Source organism: Mesorhizobium sp. DCY119 (genome assembly GCF_003590645.1).
GTDB lineage: Bacteria > Pseudomonadota > Alphaproteobacteria > Rhizobiales > Rhizobiaceae > Mesorhizobium_M.
On the sequence record NZ_CP031834.1, the window covers coordinates 3,420,612 to 3,436,789 of the forward strand.

Genomic DNA, 16,178 nt, shown 5'->3' on the forward strand with positions numbered 1-16,178 from the left:
GCGACCACAGCCGCTTATTCGGCTCAGCTTATCTCCTGACAGGGTTTTGCGACAGTTTGATTTCACATGGCTTGCAAAGAGGTTGGCTATGCTTCAAACGCTTGCTAAGAGCGAGATGTAATCGACAGGAGAAAGCCATGGCCGGCGGTTCCATTCCCCACTTCCAGAACGATGCAGGTCATGCCGTGATTGAAATCGGCGTGAAGGAATTCATGTGCGTGGGCGCAAACCCGCCCTTCGACCATCCGCATGTCTTTCTCGACATGGGCGCCGACTCCGAAAAGGTCTGCCCCTATTGCTCGACGCTGTACCGGTTCAACGGCACGCTGAAGGCCAGCGAGACGCGTCCGGAAAACTGCCTCTACATCGTTCGCGCCGCCTGACGGGCGCTGCTTGCGGCGATTGATCCGGTGGATATTCCTCACCCCGGAAAGATCGTCATCGCGGGTGCCGGCATTGCCGGGCTGACAGCAGCGCTTGCCTTTGCCAGCCGCGGCTTTGCCGTGGACGTCTTCGAGCGCTCGGAAAAGCTCGAGGAAGCCGGTGCCGGTATCCAGCTTTCGCCCAACGCCACCCGCATCCTCGATGATCTCGGCGTGCTGCAATTTTTGCTGCCCAAGGCGGTGCAGCCTGAAGCGGTCATCCTGCGCGACGCAAAGACCCTTAGAGAACTCGCCCGCGTACCGCTTGGCGCAATGGCTCAGAAACGCTGGGGTGCCCCCTATGTCGTTGCGCACCGCGCCGACCTGCAAGGCGCGCTGCTGGAAGCCATATCCCTGCAGCCGGCGATACAGCTTGTCAAAGGCGCTACCGTCCGCAGCGTGACTGTGGGTGACGGTGGTGCTTCCGTCTCAGTCGATCAGTCCGGAAAAAGCGAGCCGGCAGACGCCCGCCTCGTCGTTGGCGCGGATGGCGTCTGGTCGTCGCTGCGCGGTGGGGCGAATGCAAAGAGCCGTTTTACCGGCGAACTCGCCTGGCGCACGATGATCGACAGCCAAAGCCCGCAAGGCCGTGCCTTTGCCGAAATCGGTTCGCCGGATTCGGTGATGGCCTTCCTGCATCCGGGCTTTCACCTCATCGCCTATCCGGTACGCAGCGGGGCCGCGTTCAATCTCGTCGCCTTCACGCCGGGAAAAGGCATTGCCGAGGGATGGTCGGGCAAGGCCGACATTTCCATCCTGAAACAGGCGATGCGCAACACAGCACCAGCGCTTGCGCAATTGGCCGAAAACGCCGGCCCATGGACAGCATGGCCAATCCACACCGTCGACCCAAACGCGCCATGGATCGCTCCCGGTCTCGCCCTCATCGGCGACGCAGCGCACGCGATGACGCCCTTTGCGGCGCAAGGGGCGGCGATGGCCATCGAGGATGCAGATACGCTTGCGGCATACGTGGCCGCCACACCGGACGATTTGCCTACCGCCCTCGCCGCCTGGGAAGCATCGCGCCGCCCGCGGATCGAAAAGGTCGCCCGCCGCGGCGCCTTCAATCATTTCGCCTGGCATGCGAGAGGCCCGGTCGCGCTGGCCCGCAATCTGGTTCTGAAGACGCGCCCGCCCGAAAAGCTCGCCGCCGACATGGACTGGCTCTATGGCTGGAAGCCGTCCGGTCGATAGCTCTCAATTGTGCAGCCGAAGCGAGTAACCAAGCGTGACCGGGAGTGGGTTCCACCAACCCGTCTGCAAGCCGGCCGCCCGCAACGCTCCTGCCGTCCAGGTGTTGCAGCCGACCAGAGCGTTGAAATAGCCATTGGCTTCAAAGAAGGCGTCGTAATCGCCATAGGCCGCGCCTTGGATCAGTTCGGGGCCGTTCGCTCCCTGCCGAAAGCCCTGCTCAATAAAAGCCAGCAGGCGCTGGAAACCAGCTTCACCGATTTCATAGGCGGCAACGGCCGGGTTTGGTTCCGGAATGTCGCCGGCGACTTCGACATGCATGGCCGAATTATCGAGCGTCAGCGCGCGGAACACCGGCCCGGCGCTAAGCTCCGACCATGTCGGCGTGCCGATGTAGAATGCCCGGCTGCCCCAGCCGAAGACGAGATAGCGCGCTTCAGACAGATCGACGGGCAGACCCGCCTCGCGCAAGAAGCCGAAGCGTTCCAGCAAATCATCGTCGATCGGAACGGCGATGTCGGTGTGGATCGGGTTGGTCAGCACGAGGATGCGGCGGAGCGGCCCCTGCCCTGCCTCGCCGGATTGAAACAGCGGTCGCGGCACCAGCGTTCCCAAGGCCACCGCAACGATAACCGCAAGCAGCACCAGACCGGCGAAGCGAATAAGTCGTTTCATTGAAGCCGAACCGATCCTGAGCACGACCTCGATGGCCATTGCACTTGCTTACGCAAAGAAGCCCGGCCGAGTTTCAGCCGGGCTTCTTTCATGATCGAGAGCGCGCGCATCGAATGCGCGTACCAAAAGATCAATGCAGGATTTGCGACAGGAACAGCTTGGTGCGTTCGTGCTGCGGGTGATCGAAGAACTCCGCCGGGGTGTTCTGCTCGACGATCTGGCCCTGATCCATGAAGATCACGCGGTTGGCGACTTTCCGCGCAAAACCCATCTCGTGGGTCACGCACAGCATGGTCATGCCTTCCTCGGCAAGGCCCACCATGGTTTCCAGCACTTCCTTGATCATTTCCGGATCGAGCGCCGAGGTCGGCTCGTCAAACAGCATGATGCGCGGATTCATGCACAGCGAGCGGGCAATCGCCACGCGCTGCTGCTGGCCGCCGGAGAGCTGGCCGGGATATTTGTTGGCCTGCTCGGGGATCTTCACCCGCTTCAGGAAGTGCATGGCGATTTCTTCGGCCTGCTTCTTCGGCGTCTTGCGCACCCAGATCGGCGCCAGGGTGCAGTTTTCCAGGATCGTCAGATGCGGAAACAAGTTGAAGTGCTGGAACACCATGCCGACTTCGCGGCGGACCTCGTCGATCTTCTTCAGATCGTTGGTCAGTTCCTTGCCGTCGACGATGATCTTGCCCTTCTGGTGCTCTTCCAGACGGTTGATGCAGCGGATCATCGTCGATTTGCCGGACCCGGAAGGTCCGCAAATGACGATGCGCTCGCCACGCATGACCCGGAGATTGATGTCCTTCAGGACGTGGAAATCGCCATACCATTTGTGCATGTTGACGATATCGATGGCGACGTCGGTATCCGAGATCTGCATCTTGCCGAGATCGACCTTGATCTCCTCGGCGCTGACTGCGTTTTCTATGGCCATTGGCCTTCCCCTTTATTTATCTTTTGTGGCCGGTATCGAGGCGTCGTTCCATGTAAATGGAATAGCGCGACATGCCGAAACAGAACAGCCAGAAAACGAAACCGGCAAAGACCAGCCCCGAAATCGGTGTCTGCGGTGAGGCCCAGGCGGCGTCCGAAAAGTTCTGGCGCACCACGCCAAGCAGATCGAACATGCCGATGATGTAGACCAGGCTCGTATCCTTGAAGAGGCCGATGAAGGTGTTGACGATGCCTGGAATGACCAGCTTGAGCGCCTGCGGCAGCACGATCAGTCCCGTTTTCTGCCAATAGCTCAGGCCAAGCGAATCGGCACCTTCATACTGCCCTTTCGGGATCGCCTGCAGACCGCCGCGCACCACTTCAGCCATATAGGCCGAAGCAAACAGTGCCACGCCGATAAGCGCCCGCAGCAGCTTGTCGAAGGTCATGCCGGCCGGCAGGAACAGCGGGAACATGACACTGGCCATGAACAGCACCGTCACCAGCGGAACGCCGCGAACCGCCTCGATGAAGATCACGCAGATCATCTTGACGACCGGCATCTTCGAGCGCCGCCCGAGCGCAAGCACGATGCCGAGCGGCAGCGAAACGGCAATGCCGACAAAGGACAGAACCAGCGTCACCAGCAGGCCACCCCACAGCGGGGTCTCGACATGCGTCAGGCCGAACCAGCCGCCGGTGAGCAGGAAGTAGGCGACGACAGGAAACACGGCAAAAAGCAGGATCGCGTTCAGGCCCTTGCGAGGAATGCGAGGAACCATCATCGGCACCAGCAGCACCACGAACATGATGGCTACGAGGATGACGCGCCAGTGCTCTTCGACCGGATACCGGCCGAACATGAACTGCCCGAACTTCGCGTTGACGAAGGCCCAGCAAGCGCCGGACCAGCCGTCGGGTTGCACACCGCCCTGGGCCACCGTCGCGCAGAAAGTACGGTCGGTGCCGGTCCACTGGGCGCTGATGAACGCCCAGTTGATGAGCGGCGGGATGATGTAGGCCACCACCAGCAATCCGACGAGCGTCAGCGCGGAATCGAAGGGGGTGGCGAACAGGTTCTTGCGAACCCATGCGCCAAGCCCGCTCACGCCCGCCGGCGCCGGCTCGGATGCCGCCATTTCGGCGCGGACATAGGAAAGATCGTGTTCTTGCATGACCTTACCTCTCCACCAAAGCCATCTTGGCATTGAACCAGTTCATGAAGGCCGACGTCACCAGGCTGAGGCCGAGATAGACGACCATCCAGATCACCACGACTTCAATGGCCTGGCCGGTCTGGTTCAGCACCGTTCCGCCCGTTGCAACGAGATCGGGATAGCCGATCGCGATGGCAAGCGACGAGTTCTTGGTCAGGTTCAGATACTGGCTGGTGAGCGGCGGTATGACGATGCGCATGGCCTGCGGCACCACCACCTGCCTCAGCGTCTGCGCGGGTCGCAAGCCAAGAGCAAAGGACGCCTCGCTCTGCCCCTTGTTCACCCCCATGATGCCGGCGCGAACGATCTCGCCGATGAAGGCTGCCGTGTAGAAGGACAGGGCAAGATAAAGCGCCAGAAACTCCGGCTTCACCTGGAAACCACCGGTCAGATTGAACGTGGATTGCTTCGGAAAATCAAAGGTCAGCGGAAAACCGCTGAAGATGAATGCCAAAAGCGGAAGGCCGACGATCAAGCCGATGGAGGTCCACAGGATCGGAAACGGTTGTCCCGTCGCCATCTGGCGCTGACGGGCCTTGCGCGCGACGAACCATGACATGGCGATCGCAAGCAGGAAGGCCACCAGTATCAGCCAGGAGCCCTCGCCCCAGATTGCCTTCGGAAAGTAAAAGCCACGGCCGTTGAGAAACGATCCGAACGGCAAGTGAATGCTGTCGCGCGGCGGTGGCAGAACCGAAAGCACGCCGAAATACCAGAAGAAGATGACCAGCAGCGGCGGAATGTTGCGGAACACTTCGACATAGACAGTCGAGATCTTGCGGATCAACCAGTTTCGCGACAACCGGCCGATGCCGATCAGAAAGCCGAGAATAGAGGCCGTGATGATGCCGGCGACGGCGACCACGATGGTGTTCAGCAGGCCTACGATGATCGCGCGGCCGTAGGTGGAATCGGACGAATACGCGATCAGGCTGTCGCTGATGTCGAAGCCGGCGCGTCCGCGCAGGAAGCTGAAGCCGGATGCGATATTGGCGCGACGCAGGTTTTCGACGGTGTTGCCGACGATCCAGTAGATCGCTGCCGCAAGGAGGGCCACCACGACAATCTGGAAGAATATGCCGCGGATTTTAGGATCGTTCATAAGCGAGACGCGGCTGCCTGCGTCCCGGCCAAGTATTTCCTGGGATGCCATTTAACCGTCCCCTGATGTGAGAAACCGGAAGGCGGAGAATCCGCCTTCCGGATAGTTCTCGATCAGCGGATCGGCGGAGCGTACTGCAGGCCGCCCTTGGTCCACAGCGCGTTGATGCCGCGCGCGATCTTCAGCGGGCTGCCGGCGCCAACGTTCTTCTCGAACATTTCGCCATAGTTGCCCACTGCCTTGACGATGTTGACGACCCAGTCGTTCGACACACCGAGATCGGTACCGATCTTGGTGTCTGCCTCGGTGCCAAGCACGCGCTTGATCTCGGGGCTGCCGGAGTTCTTCATCTCGTCGACATTGGCCTGGGTGATGCCGAGCTCTTCAGCCGACAGCAGCGCGAAATAGGTCCACTTGACGATGTGGTACCACTGGTCGTCGCCCTGGCGGACGGCGGGTCCAAGCGGCTCCTTCGAGATGATCTCGGGCAGAACGACGTGATCGTCCGGCGCGCCGAGCGTCAGGCGGATGCCATAGAGGCCCGACTGGTCGGTCGTGTAGGCGTCGCAACGGCCCGCGTCATAAGCGGCGTTGACCTCTTCGAGCTTCTCGAAGACGACCGGGTTGTACTCCATCTTGTTCGCCTTGAAGTAGTCGGCGAGATTGAGTTCGGTGGTCGTGCCCGATTGCACGCAGACGGCAGCGCCCGAAAGCTGGAGCGCGGAATTCACGCCCGGCAGCTTCTTGGCGTTGATCATGAAGCCCTGGCCGTCATAATAGGTGACGCCAGCGAAGTTCAGGCCGAGTGCGGTGTCGCGGTTGATGGTCCAGGTCGTGTTGCGCGACAGGACGTCGATTTCGCCCGACTGGAGCGCGGTGAAGCGTTCCTTGGCGCTGAGCGGCGTGAACTTGACCTTGGTGCCGTCACCGAAGACCGCAGCCGCCACGGCGCGGCAGAAATCGGCGTCGATGCCGGTCCAGTCGCCCTTGTCGTTCGGCGCGGAAAAGCCGGCCAGACCGGTGCTGACACCGCACTGCACGAAGCCCTTCTTCTTGACATCATCGAGCGTTGCAGCAGATGCGGCCGAAGCCAGCAGCCCCAATGCGGCAGCGCCCAAAATGATTTTTACGGAGTTTTTCATAACCCACAGACCCTTTTCTGTTGTTGTTCGGGAACTTGCCCCGTTTTTTTCCCGTGCGGAAGCAGCGTTGGCATTCCGGCCCATTTCCGAAACGCGGCATCGCAGAGGATGCGCTCGCAGCAATCACAATCACGAACTGCATCGAAAGCGATTATGTCCGTGAGGTCAAGCACAATGACCGGATGAAGGGGAAATTGAAAACCATATGCCCAAAACCGACATTTAGAGGGTATTTTCCGCCTTTGAATTGCCCTTGCGGCAGGTCTTTTTCCGCCGCGTGAACTTCGCTGGAGCAACAAAGTTCGAGGCTGGCCACGCCCCGTCTCGGTTGCGCCGTTCAGCCCGCCGCTTTATGCCTGTCAGCCTCTTATCGAAGCGGGGAAGACATGGCCAAGCGAGACTACACAGACATGGGCATCAACACGCGCCTGGCGCATGCGGGCAACGATCCGCGCGACTATTTTGGCTTCGTGAACCCACCGGTCGTGCATGCTTCCACGGTCCTGTTTCCGAACGCCGCCACTCTGGCGGCCCGCGCGCAAAAATACACCTATGGCACGCGCGGTACCCCGACCACAGACGCACTCGCAAACGCCATCGACGAGCTGGAAGGCTCGGCCGGGACCATCCTCGTGCCGTCGGGGCTGGCCGCCGTCACGGTGCCGCTGCTTGCCTTCCTGTCGGCCGGCGACCACGTGCTGATCGTCGATTCGGTCTACCATCCGACCCGCAATTTCGCCGACACCATGCTGAAGCGGCTGGGCATCGAGGTCGACTATTACGATCCCCATGTCGGCGCGGGCATTGCCGAGCTGATGAAGCCGAACACCAAGGTCGTGTTCACCGAATCGCCGGCCTCCAACACGTTCGAGATGCAGGACATTCCAGCAATCGCCAAAGCGGCTCATGAACGCGGCGCCGTGGTGATGATGGACAATACCTGGGCGACGCCGCTCTATTTCAAGCCGCTCGACCACGGCGTCGATGTCTCGATCCACGCAGCAACCAAGTACCCCGCCGGGCATTCCGACGTTCTCCTGGGAACCGTCTCGGCCAACGCCGCATCATGGGAAAGGCTGCATCAGGGTTTCCTGACGCTCGGCTGCTGTGCGGCACCCGACGATGTCTATCAGGTGCTGCGCGGCCTGCGCACCATGGGCGTGCGGCTGGAGCGCCATCAGGAAAGCGCGCTTGAAATCGCCCGCTGGCTGGAAAAGCAGCCCGGCGTCGCCCGCGTCCTTCACCCCGGCCTTGAGAGCCACCCCGGCCACGCCATCTGGAAGCGCGACTTTTCAGGCTCCAGCGGCATCTTTTCGGTCGTGCTGGCCGGTGGCGGCCAGAAGCAGGCGCATGCCTTCCTCGATGCGCTCGAAATCTTCGGCCTCGGCTATTCCTGGGGCGGCTATGAAAGCCTTGCGGTGCACGTCTTCCTCGGCGACCGCGTCGTCGCCAAGGGGCCGTATGAAGGACCGATCCTCCGGCTGCAGATCGGGCTGGAGAACGTAGAGGACATCAAGGCCGATATCGCCAAGGGACTGGCAGCCGCAGCGGCGGTGGAGGATTGAGGCGGCAACGCCTCTCCCCTACTTCGCCCTTGATGCCCGCACCCTGTCGGGCAATCCATCGTGGTCGCCCAATGGGCGCCTGGGGTGATCGTCCCACCAGTCGTCGCGCATCGCTTTGCGTTCGAGGTTGACCGGGTAGACGATTCGGTTCTCCGCCTTGGCCGTCTCGCCCACGACCAGCAGCCGGACTTCCGTCTCGGTGTTGTTCAGGAAACTGTGGGCGAGCCCCGTGCCTGCCGGAAAGCCGACGCCATCGCCCGGCTTGAGCCGATGCAGCCGGCCATCCAGCCAGACATCGGGTTCGCCTTCCAGCACATAGACGAATTCTTCTTCCGCGCTTTCGGCATGCGGAAAGGATGTGCGCCGGCCCGGCAGCAACCGCTCATGATGAATGCCGAGCCGCTCGAGGCCGAAATGCGCGCCGAAGGCAGCGTTGATGCTGCGCGCCTCGTCCGTGCCCTTGAACGTCTCGCCGTCGGGGTTTTCGATATCGGACCAGTGAGCGATGGGAAGGTCGGAATCCGTCGAGGTCATGAGCGTTTCCTGCCGATGTAATATGTCCGCTATTTCGCCGCGAGAGTTCTGCAACGGGCGCAGAACCCGACAACAGGCTACACGCATCCTTCACGAAACAGAGGCACCTAGCTAGAATGAAATAGCATCTTGTTGCTTTGTAGCCTGTAGGATACTATTTTGGTGACTGCCGTTCACTATACGACCGAGTTTGAGGAATGGCTGGATAGCTTACGAGACAGGCAGGCGCGAAGCCGAATTATGGTGCGCATCGAGCGCGTCAAAGAAGGCAATCTCGGTGACCACAAATTCTTCGACGGGATCGGCGAACTACGTTTGGTCTTCGGCCCCGGCTACCGGGTGTATTTTGTTCGACAAGGCGACAAGGTCGTGATCCTCCTGTGCGAAGGCGACAAGACTTCTCAAAGTCGCGATGTCGAGCGCGCAAAGGAACTGGCAAAAGGAGTTGGATAAATGGCTCTGCAGACGAAGAAATGGGACGTTGTCAACTTCCTCAACACCAGGGAGGATGTCGTCGCCTACCTTGATGCCGCACTCGAAGAGAACGACGCGGCTTTCTTCGCCAAAGCCCTTGGTGACGTAGCCCGCTCACATGGCATGACCCAGATCGCCAAGACCGCCGGTGTCTCCCGCGAAAGCCTGTACAAGGCGCTCAGCGTCGATGGAAACCCGGAGTTCGCCACCATCATAAAAGTGATGAGCGCGCTCGGTCTGCACATGACCATCGAATCGGCCGACAAAGCCGCATGAATCCTGCCACCTCGACTTAAAAATCCAAAAGGAAAGGCAGAAACCTAAGCTATTGAAATTATTGGCGATCCCGACAGGATTCGAACCTGTGACCATCGGCTTAGAAGGCCGGTGCTCTATCCAGCTGAGCTACGGGACCGCGCGCCCCTCAGCACACAAACCGGCTCGTGCGCGGTTCAGTGTGTCCAGGGAATCTTGCGGTCGAAGCGGAAATTCTCCGCATAGGAAATCTGGCGCCGCTTGGCTTCCTTCGGTTCCTGAACGCGAAAATCGAGGCCATGCTTCTCGGCATAGGCGACCGCCTCTTCTTTCGAGCCGAAGGTGAGGCGAATCTGGCTCTTCATGTCGCGCGAGGTGGTGTAGCCCATAAGCGGATCGATCTTTCGCGGCATGGCCGGATCGAACTCAAGAACCCAGAGACCAGTCTTGGCCTTACCCGACTGCATCGCCGTCTTGGCGGGGCTGAAGATGCGCGCAGACATGTTTCCCTCATCGTTTTGGTCGGAGTGGAGAGATTCGAACTCCCGACCCTCTGGTCCCAAACCAGATGCGCTACCAGACTGCGCTACACTCCGAACGATGCAGTCCATAGGGTTTGCCGGTTTGGAAGGCAAGCCCGGAAAACACAAAATCCCGATTTGGCGTCTCAAGAATGATCTCGAATGGAACCCGTACGGTGTCCGGGCGTTAGTCGGTGCATAGTTTATGCCTAGTTCAGACGACGGCCACGCCGTCAATCATGGAGAAGGGGTTATGGCTTCATCGGTTCTCATCGGCATCCTGATTACGTTTCTTGTAATCATACTGGTGCTCTATCTCGTTCAGCGACTTCCGATCGACGGCCGCATGCGCCAGATCGTTCAGCTTATCGTCATCGTCATCGGCATCATCTCGCTGCTGAAGTATCTCGCAGTGTTTTGATCGCGGGAAACGTTTTCGACAAAATAGTTCGGGAACGATCCGGCTTGACGACCGTTCCTGAACCTCCCCTATACAAGGAAATCCTTTATGGCCGACACACCCAGCTCAGAAGATATTCAGAAGGCGCTCGAAAAGCAGATCGCCGATCTTCGCAAGGAGATCGCGAAGATCAACAAGACCGTCTCGGCACGCAGCGCCGAACTGATGGATGACGCCCGCGATCAGGCATCCAGCTTTTACGAAAGCGCATCGGATCGCGCCTCCAAGGCAACGCAGCAGTTGCGCACGCAGGCCCAGGCCGTTTCCGAGGTGGCCCGCGAGAATCCGGGAACCACGACGGCTGTGCTCGGCTTCGTGGGCATTGTCGGCTTCCTGCTTGGCATAGCCGTCGGGCAGGCAAGCAGCGAACCTCGCCGTCGCTGGTATTGATCGTCTCGATCGAAAAACAAAAGGCCGGAATTACCGGCCTTTTTCCTATTCCAGAACGTTAAGAACGGGGCACATTCATGCAGCAAAACAGGCTTTATCTCATAATCGGTGCGCTCGTCGTCGCGGTCATCGCGCTCGGCATCTACGTCTATCGCGAAGAATCGAAGCCTTCCGGCGTCGAGCTGCGGATCGATGAATCAGGCGTGTCGGTTCAGGAAAACTGACGCGCAGGCGATAAGAGCCAACGCCTCCCGATACAGCGCGCCCTTATGGACGGGCGCGCCGCTCCATCAAGGTTTTGAACAGCGGATAGCAGAATACCGCCACGATGGCGCCGGTTACGGTCTATCCAAGCGCTGCGCCGCCCAGCAGTTCCTGGCCGATGTAAGCGCCGGCAAAACACCCGATCACAGCAGCCAAGCCTTTGAGTAGCAGTCCGTTGTTGGTCATGCCCGAATCCCTGCCCCTTTAAGAATCAAAGGTGACCAGAAATGGCGCTGACCGGCAAGCGCCGCTACAAGAGCGCCAACGCCTCTCGACATAGCGCTACAGCCTGCACATTATCGCGCGCAGTCAGGGAGGACGCATGCCAATTATCGATATCTATCTCGCCCAGTTGACCGACATTTTCAGGATCGGTCTGCTGATTGCGCTCTTGCTCACCGCAGCCAATACCGCCCAGGCGCTGAATCGCTGGATACCGATCGCGCTCGGGCTGGTCTTCGTGGCCGTGCTCATTCCGACGAGCTTCGGCGCGAAGGAGGGTCAGGATACCGTGACCGCGATTGCCGTCGGCCTGTTTTCGAACGCCACGATTCTTGCAGTGCTCCTGGCGGCGCAGCAGGTCTATCGCCGCCTCGCCCGCTGAAGCAGCCTTAAATCTCGAACTCTGCCTGTCCCTGGTCGAGCGCATTCAGCGTTTCGGCGGCCAGCGCACGGGTGATGCGCGTCTTCTGTTCGAGGGCGGCGCGGTCTAGCCTGTCGACAACGCGGATCGCGGTGGACAGCGAGCGTTCTATGCGCCTGACCAGAAACTGCACGACGTTCTGGTCGACCTCGATCTGACGGTCGGCAAAGAGCTTGGTGATGACGCCGGCCAGAAGCAGGTCGTCCGGCTCGTCGATCTCTATCGTTGCCGCAGCCTTCAGCCGCGATGCGAGGTCAGGCAAGGTCACGCCCCATGCGGCCGGAAAGCGCCGCGACGTCAGAAGCAGTTGCGTGCCGGTCGCGCGAACCTGGTTGATCAGGTGAAACAGGCCGTTCTCGTCGAGAAACCGGTCATCGGCATCATCGATCACCACCGGCCTTGTACCATCGATTTCAGCGACGTGCTTCTCGATATCGGAAGCCTTGAGGCGCAGCGCATGCGAAGCATCGCGCCAGATCGCCGCGAGATGCGACTTTCCCGAGCCTGCCGGCCCCGCGAGAACCACCACCGGCGATGGCCAGTCCGGCCACCGGTCGACCAGCGAAACGGCCTGTGCGTTGGCCTGCGACACCACGAGATCGTCGCGCGAATAGCCCGGCGTATGGCCGAGATCGAGCGGCAGCTGGCGCGGTTTTTCCGGCTCACGCATGGCAGATCACAACCTAGCCATCGGCGCGCGGAGCTCTGGCTGTGCGGGCCGGTTTTGCCTCGGCAATCTCGGGATGACCCTTGTAGAGCGGCGACTCGAGATATTGCGATATCGCAAAGCGCACCAGAACGCCGATCGCTGCCGCCGCCGGCACGGCGATAAGCAGGCCGACGAAGCCGAACAGCGCGCCGAAGGCGAACAGTGCAAACATCAGCCAGACCGGGTGCAGCCCGACACTTTTGCCGACGAGCCGGGGCTGGAGGATGTTGCCCTCGATGAACTGGCCGGCGAAGAACACGCAGGCCACGGCCACCACCATGATCCAGTCCGGCCAGAACTGCACGAAGGCAAGGCCAACCGACAGCACCAGCCCGACCAGCGAGCCGACATAGGGGATGAAGCTGATAAGGCCTGCAAACAGGCCGATCAGCGCGCCGAATTTCAAGCCGGTCAGCGTCAGGCCGGCGGCATACATAAGCCCGAGCACGAGGCACAGTGTGCCCTGCCCGCGCACGAAGCCGGCGGTGGCGGAATTGATGTCGGTGGCGATCTGGCGAACGGTCTTGACGTGGTCGCGCGGCACCCAGCGATCGACGGTTGCGACCATCCGGTCCCAGTCGAGCAGCATGTAGAAGGCGACGACCGGCGTCACCACGAACAGGCTGGCGATGGAAAAGAGCGCCATGCTGGAGCTCCAGATCGACTTGAACACCGTCGTCAGGAAGCCGAAGCCGGTGGTCGCCAGCGAATTCAGCCCTTCGCGCAGATCGTTGGCGTTGACGCCGAAGCGCTGCTCGATCCATTGCGGGTCGAAGCTGGTGATGAGGCCCTGCAACTGCGTCAGATATTCCGGCAGCTTGGTGATGAAATCCGAAAGCTGCGAGGCCAGTATCGGTATCAGGATGACGAGCCCAATCACCACGATAATGAGAAACGTGATCAGGATCAGGATCGTCGCCATGAGGCGCGACAATCCGAGCCGCTGCAGGCGGTCGGCCACGGGATCAAGGAAATAGGCCAGCACCATGCCGGCTACGAAAGGCAGCAGAACGTCGCTGAACAGATAGATCAGCAGCGCGAGCACGAGCGCCGTAATGATCCAGAAACGGATCTGCCGGCGGAACGCCGCTGCCGACGGATCCTCTTGAGTCACCTCAACCGTTTGGATTTTCGCTTTCGCCATAACCATTCATGTGCCTCAGCCAGTCCACGAGATAGGCCGCTGCCGAAGCGACGGTCAAGAGCCCGGACAGGAATATCAGGCCGAACCGAATGAGGTCGTAATTCGTTCCAAAGGCAAGCTCGCCCAACACGAAGGCGGCAAGAACGATCTGCACTGCCGTATTGGCCTTCGAAACCATCAGCGGCTTCATCGCCACGGGATTTGCCATCACGGTCGACAGAACGACCGCGCAGATGATCAGCGCGTCGCGCGAAACCGCCGCCACCACCAGCCAGAGCGGCAGTTCGCCCATGAAGCCGAGCATGACAAAGACGCTGACCAGAAGCAGCTTGTCGGCCATCGGGTCGAGATAGGCGCCCAGTTCCGTGCGCTGGTTGAAATGACGCGCGACAAAACCGTCGACGCCGTCCGACACGCCGGCGATGACGAACCCGGCAAGAGCCCAGTCGGTGCGGTTGCTCAAAAGGGCGTAGATTACGCCCGGCACCAGCACGAACCGCAGAATCGTGATCATATTCGCGACGGTCACGACGTCATTACCTCCCCGCGATCTCCCAACACCTCGAGCCTGATACATGGTCAAGCCCGACTCTGCCTGCAAGATACCAGAGCGCGACAGACTTCTGTCCACGATTTTTGCCGCCTAAAGTCGCATCGCTTTTGCCCCCACTTCTTGCAGGGCGGGGCGGTTCATGCGAAGAGCCGCCCTTGAACCGTCGACAGTCAAAGGAACAGCCATGAGCGGCCAGAAGAACGGGCTCACCTATGCGCAGGCAGGCGTCGACATCGATGCCGGCAACCTCATGGTCGAGAAGATCAAGCCACTGGTGCGCTCGACGCGCCGCCCCGGCGCCGATGGCGAGATCGGCGGCTTCGGCGGACTGTTCGACCTGAAGGCCGCAGGCTTTTCCGATCCGGTGCTGGTCGCGGCCAATGACGGCGTCGGCACCAAGCTGAAGATTGCCATCGAGGCCGGCAAGCACGACACGATCGGCGTCGACCTCGTCGCCATGTGCGTCAACGACATCGTCGTGCAGGGTGCCGAACCGCTGTTCTTCCTCGACTATTTCGCCACCGGCAAGCTCGACCCCGAACAGGGTGCGTCGATCGTCGGCGGCATCGCCGAAGGCTGCCGGCAGGCCGGCTGCGCGCTGATCGGCGGCGAGACGGCCGAGATGCCCGGCATGTACCAGGAAAAGGACTACGACCTCGCCGGTTTCGCCGTGGGTGCGGCCGAACGCGGCCAGTTGCTACCGACCGACGACATCGTCGAAGGCGACGTTCTGCTTGGCCTCGCCTCGTCAGGTGTCCATTCCAACGGCTTTTCGCTGGTCCGCCGCATCGTCGCGACAAGCGGCCTCGACTGGAACGATCCCGCACCCTTCGCCGACGACCGCACACTTGCCGAAGCGCTGCTGGAGCCGACCCGCATCTATGTGAAGTCCGTGCTCAAAGCGATCCGCGGCACGCATGGCATCAAGGCACTAGCCCACATCACCGGCGGCGGCTTCCCCGAAAACATCCCGCGCGTGCTGCCGCAGGATTTTTCCGCCGAGCTCGACCTCGACGCTATCGAGGTTCCGCCGGTCTTCTCCTGGCTTGCCAAGACGGGCGGCGTGGCTGCAAACGAGATGATGCGCACCTTCAACTGCGGCGTCGGCATGATCATGGTCGTCGCATCGGGACAGGCGGCACAGGTCGCCGCCGTGCTACAGGAAGCCGGCGAAACCGTTTCGCCGATCGGCCGCATCGTGCCGCGCCGCGATAGCGGCGTCATCTATCGAGGTGCCATCGCCCTATGACCCGCAAACGCATCGTCATCATGATTTCCGGGCGCGGCTCCAACATGGCCGCGCTGATCGAAGCTTCCGACGACCGCGCCTTTCCGGCCGAGATCGTCGGCGTGGTCTCCGACAAGGCGGACGCGCGCGGGCTGCAACTGGCAACATCCAAGGGCATCCCGACACGCGTGGTTGCGCGCGGCGATTTCGCCAGCAAGGACGCGCATGACGCGGCGATCGACAAGGAACTCGCAGGCTTCGGCGCCGAGATAGTCTGCCTCGCCGGCTATATGCGGCTCCTGACGCCAGGCTTCGTAGCGAAATGGCAGGGAAAGATGATCAACATCCACCCTGCCCTGCTGCCCGCCTTCAAGGGGCTCGACACGCATCAGCGCGCTCTCGACGCCGGCACGCGCATCCATGGCTGCACGGTGCATTTCGTGACGCCGGAGATGGATGACGGCCCGATCATCGCACAGTCTGCGGTTCCCGTTCTGATCGGCGATGACGAAAAGACGCTGTCCACGCGCGTGCTGAAGGCCGAGCACCATCTTTTCCCGCTGGCACTGCGCATGGTCTGCGAAGGCAAGGCCGCGATGCAGGACGGCAAGACGGTGTTTTCGGACATCGAGCATGTCGAGCAGATTGCAACAGCATTCGTGTCTTCGCCAAGCGCGGTGCGCGAGGCGGTCGATCTCGAGGCGCTGGCGCGCTTCACGCCGTAAGCCGCCAAGAGCCACTGGCTGGAGCCGC

General features: G+C 61.0%; 21 protein-coding genes and 2 tRNA genes. 11 read left to right on the forward strand and 12 right to left on the reverse strand.

All coding sequences use genetic code 11. The annotated features are described in order from the left end of the window. The first annotated feature begins 137 nt into the window (after positions 1-137). Together DZG07_RS16595 and DZG07_RS16600 are read left to right on the forward strand one after the other, a co-directional pair. Complete coding sequence (locus tag DZG07_RS16595) at positions 138-383, forward strand: zinc-finger domain-containing protein (RefSeq protein ID WP_119818785.1); 246 nt, start codon at positions 138-140, stop codon at positions 381-383. A 27-nt stretch (positions 384-410) separates the two neighbouring features. Then, complete coding sequence (locus DZG07_RS16600; protein WP_119818788.1) at positions 411-1,619, forward strand: FAD-dependent monooxygenase; 1,209 nt, start codon at positions 411-413, stop codon at positions 1,617-1,619. Between the two features lie 3 nt (positions 1,620-1,622). On the opposite strand, the gene DZG07_RS16605 is transcribed toward DZG07_RS16600, so the two are convergent. The 5 genes from DZG07_RS16605 to DZG07_RS16625 form a co-directional block, all read right to left on the reverse strand. After that, a complete protein-coding gene (locus DZG07_RS16605; RefSeq protein WP_119821817.1) occupies positions 1,623-2,291 on the reverse strand; it encodes a TIGR02117 family protein in 669 nt (222 codons plus the stop codon). Between the two features lie 130 nt (positions 2,292-2,421). Further along, entirely contained in the window at positions 2,422-3,225 is an 804-nt protein-coding gene (locus DZG07_RS16610; protein ID WP_091912106.1) for an amino acid ABC transporter ATP-binding protein, read from the reverse strand. Positions 3,226-3,241: 16 nt separating this feature from the next. Next, complete coding sequence (locus DZG07_RS16615) at positions 3,242-4,399, reverse strand: amino acid ABC transporter permease (protein WP_119818791.1); 1,158 nt, start codon at positions 4,397-4,399, stop codon at positions 3,242-3,244. Positions 4,400-4,403: 4 nt separating this feature from the next. Beyond that, the gene (locus DZG07_RS16620; RefSeq protein WP_091912109.1) at positions 4,404-5,594 is read right to left on the reverse strand and encodes an amino acid ABC transporter permease; all 1,191 of its coding nucleotides are present in this window, start codon (positions 5,592-5,594) and stop codon (positions 4,404-4,406) included. Between the two features lie 62 nt (positions 5,595-5,656). Beyond that, positions 5,657-6,685, reverse strand: coding sequence for an amino acid ABC transporter substrate-binding protein (locus DZG07_RS16625; protein ID WP_091912111.1), 1,029 nt, complete (start codon positions 6,683-6,685; stop codon positions 5,657-5,659). Between the two features lie 386 nt (positions 6,686-7,071). On the opposite strand from DZG07_RS16625, the gene DZG07_RS16630 reads away from it, so the two are divergent. After that, positions 7,072-8,250 (forward strand): cystathionine beta-lyase, encoded by a 1,179-nt coding sequence (locus DZG07_RS16630; protein WP_091912113.1) that lies wholly within the window; start codon positions 7,072-7,074, stop codon positions 8,248-8,250. Positions 8,251-8,268: 18 nt separating this feature from the next. Here DZG07_RS16630 and DZG07_RS16635 read toward each other — a convergent pair whose 3' ends face one another. Then, positions 8,269-8,784 carry a cupin domain-containing protein gene (locus DZG07_RS16635; RefSeq protein ID WP_119818794.1) on the reverse strand — a complete coding sequence of 172 codons (516 nt, stop codon included), beginning with the start codon at positions 8,782-8,784 and terminating at the stop codon, positions 8,269-8,271. A gap of 159 nt (positions 8,785-8,943) precedes the next feature. Here DZG07_RS16635 and DZG07_RS16640 point away from each other — a divergent pair, with 159 nt between their 5' ends. Together DZG07_RS16640 and DZG07_RS16645 are read left to right on the forward strand one after the other, a co-directional pair. Continuing rightward, a complete protein-coding gene (locus tag DZG07_RS16640) occupies positions 8,944-9,237 on the forward strand; it encodes a type II toxin-antitoxin system RelE/ParE family toxin (RefSeq protein ID WP_119818797.1) in 294 nt (97 codons plus the stop codon). Beyond that, positions 9,238-9,534: an addiction module antidote protein gene (locus tag DZG07_RS16645; RefSeq protein WP_119818799.1), complete on the forward strand. Its 297-nt coding sequence runs from the start codon at positions 9,238-9,240 to the stop codon at positions 9,532-9,534. Between the two features lie 62 nt (positions 9,535-9,596). On the opposite strand, the gene DZG07_RS16650 is transcribed toward DZG07_RS16645, so the two are convergent. The 3 genes from DZG07_RS16650 to DZG07_RS16660 form a co-directional block, all read right to left on the reverse strand. After that, positions 9,597-9,673: transfer RNA gene (locus DZG07_RS16650), tRNA-Arg, on the reverse strand. Between the two features lie 37 nt (positions 9,674-9,710). Continuing rightward, a complete protein-coding gene (locus DZG07_RS16655) occupies positions 9,711-10,016 on the reverse strand; it encodes an ETC complex I subunit (RefSeq protein ID WP_091912119.1) in 306 nt (101 codons plus the stop codon). A gap of 16 nt (positions 10,017-10,032) precedes the next feature. Next, positions 10,033-10,109: transfer RNA gene (locus DZG07_RS16660), tRNA-Pro, on the reverse strand. A gap of 178 nt (positions 10,110-10,287) precedes the next feature. Here DZG07_RS16660 and DZG07_RS16665 point away from each other — a divergent pair. From DZG07_RS16665 to DZG07_RS16675, 4 genes are all read left to right on the forward strand, one after another. Continuing rightward, entirely contained in the window at positions 10,288-10,455 is a 168-nt protein-coding gene (locus DZG07_RS16665; protein WP_091912120.1) for a Thivi_2564 family membrane protein, read from the forward strand. An 87-nt stretch (positions 10,456-10,542) separates the two neighbouring features. Continuing rightward, on the forward strand, positions 10,543-10,884 hold the full coding sequence (locus DZG07_RS16670; protein ID WP_119818801.1) for a hypothetical protein: 342 nt from the start codon (positions 10,543-10,545) through the stop codon (positions 10,882-10,884). A gap of 77 nt (positions 10,885-10,961) precedes the next feature. Continuing rightward, positions 10,962-11,108, forward strand: a complete 147-nt coding sequence (locus DZG07_RS23930) for a hypothetical protein (RefSeq protein ID WP_091912124.1) — start codon at positions 10,962-10,964, stop codon at positions 11,106-11,108. Between the two features lie 362 nt (positions 11,109-11,470). Beyond that, a complete protein-coding gene (locus tag DZG07_RS16675; protein WP_091912127.1) occupies positions 11,471-11,752 on the forward strand; it encodes a hypothetical protein in 282 nt (93 codons plus the stop codon). Between the two features lie 7 nt (positions 11,753-11,759). Here DZG07_RS16675 and hdaA read toward each other — a convergent pair whose 3' ends face one another. From hdaA to DZG07_RS16690, 3 genes are read right to left on the reverse strand one after another with little or no spacing between them, the layout of a single operon-like run. Beyond that, a complete protein-coding gene (hdaA, locus tag DZG07_RS16680) occupies positions 11,760-12,461 on the reverse strand; it encodes a DnaA regulatory inactivator HdaA (RefSeq protein ID WP_119818804.1) in 702 nt (233 codons plus the stop codon). 13 nt (positions 12,462-12,474) lie between these two features. Further along, on the reverse strand, positions 12,475-13,644 hold the full coding sequence (locus tag DZG07_RS16685; protein WP_162931756.1) for an AI-2E family transporter: 1,170 nt from the start codon (positions 13,642-13,644) through the stop codon (positions 12,475-12,477). Further along, complete coding sequence (locus DZG07_RS16690; protein WP_091912133.1) at positions 13,616-14,173, reverse strand: CDP-alcohol phosphatidyltransferase family protein; 558 nt, start codon at positions 14,171-14,173, stop codon at positions 13,616-13,618. Before DZG07_RS16690 ends, DZG07_RS16685 begins: the two co-directional genes overlap by 29 nt. 208 nt (positions 14,174-14,381) lie before the next feature. Between DZG07_RS16690 and purM the strand changes: the two genes are divergently transcribed. Both purM and purN read left to right on the forward strand, forming a co-directional pair. Then, positions 14,382-15,446 (forward strand): phosphoribosylformylglycinamidine cyclo-ligase, encoded by a 1,065-nt coding sequence (gene purM, locus DZG07_RS16695; protein ID WP_119818807.1) that lies wholly within the window; start codon positions 14,382-14,384, stop codon positions 15,444-15,446. Continuing rightward, entirely contained in the window at positions 15,443-16,150 is a 708-nt protein-coding gene (gene purN / locus DZG07_RS16700) for a phosphoribosylglycinamide formyltransferase (RefSeq protein WP_119818810.1), read from the forward strand. Before purM ends, purN begins: the two co-directional genes overlap by 4 nt. Positions 16,151-16,178 lie beyond the last annotated feature (28 nt).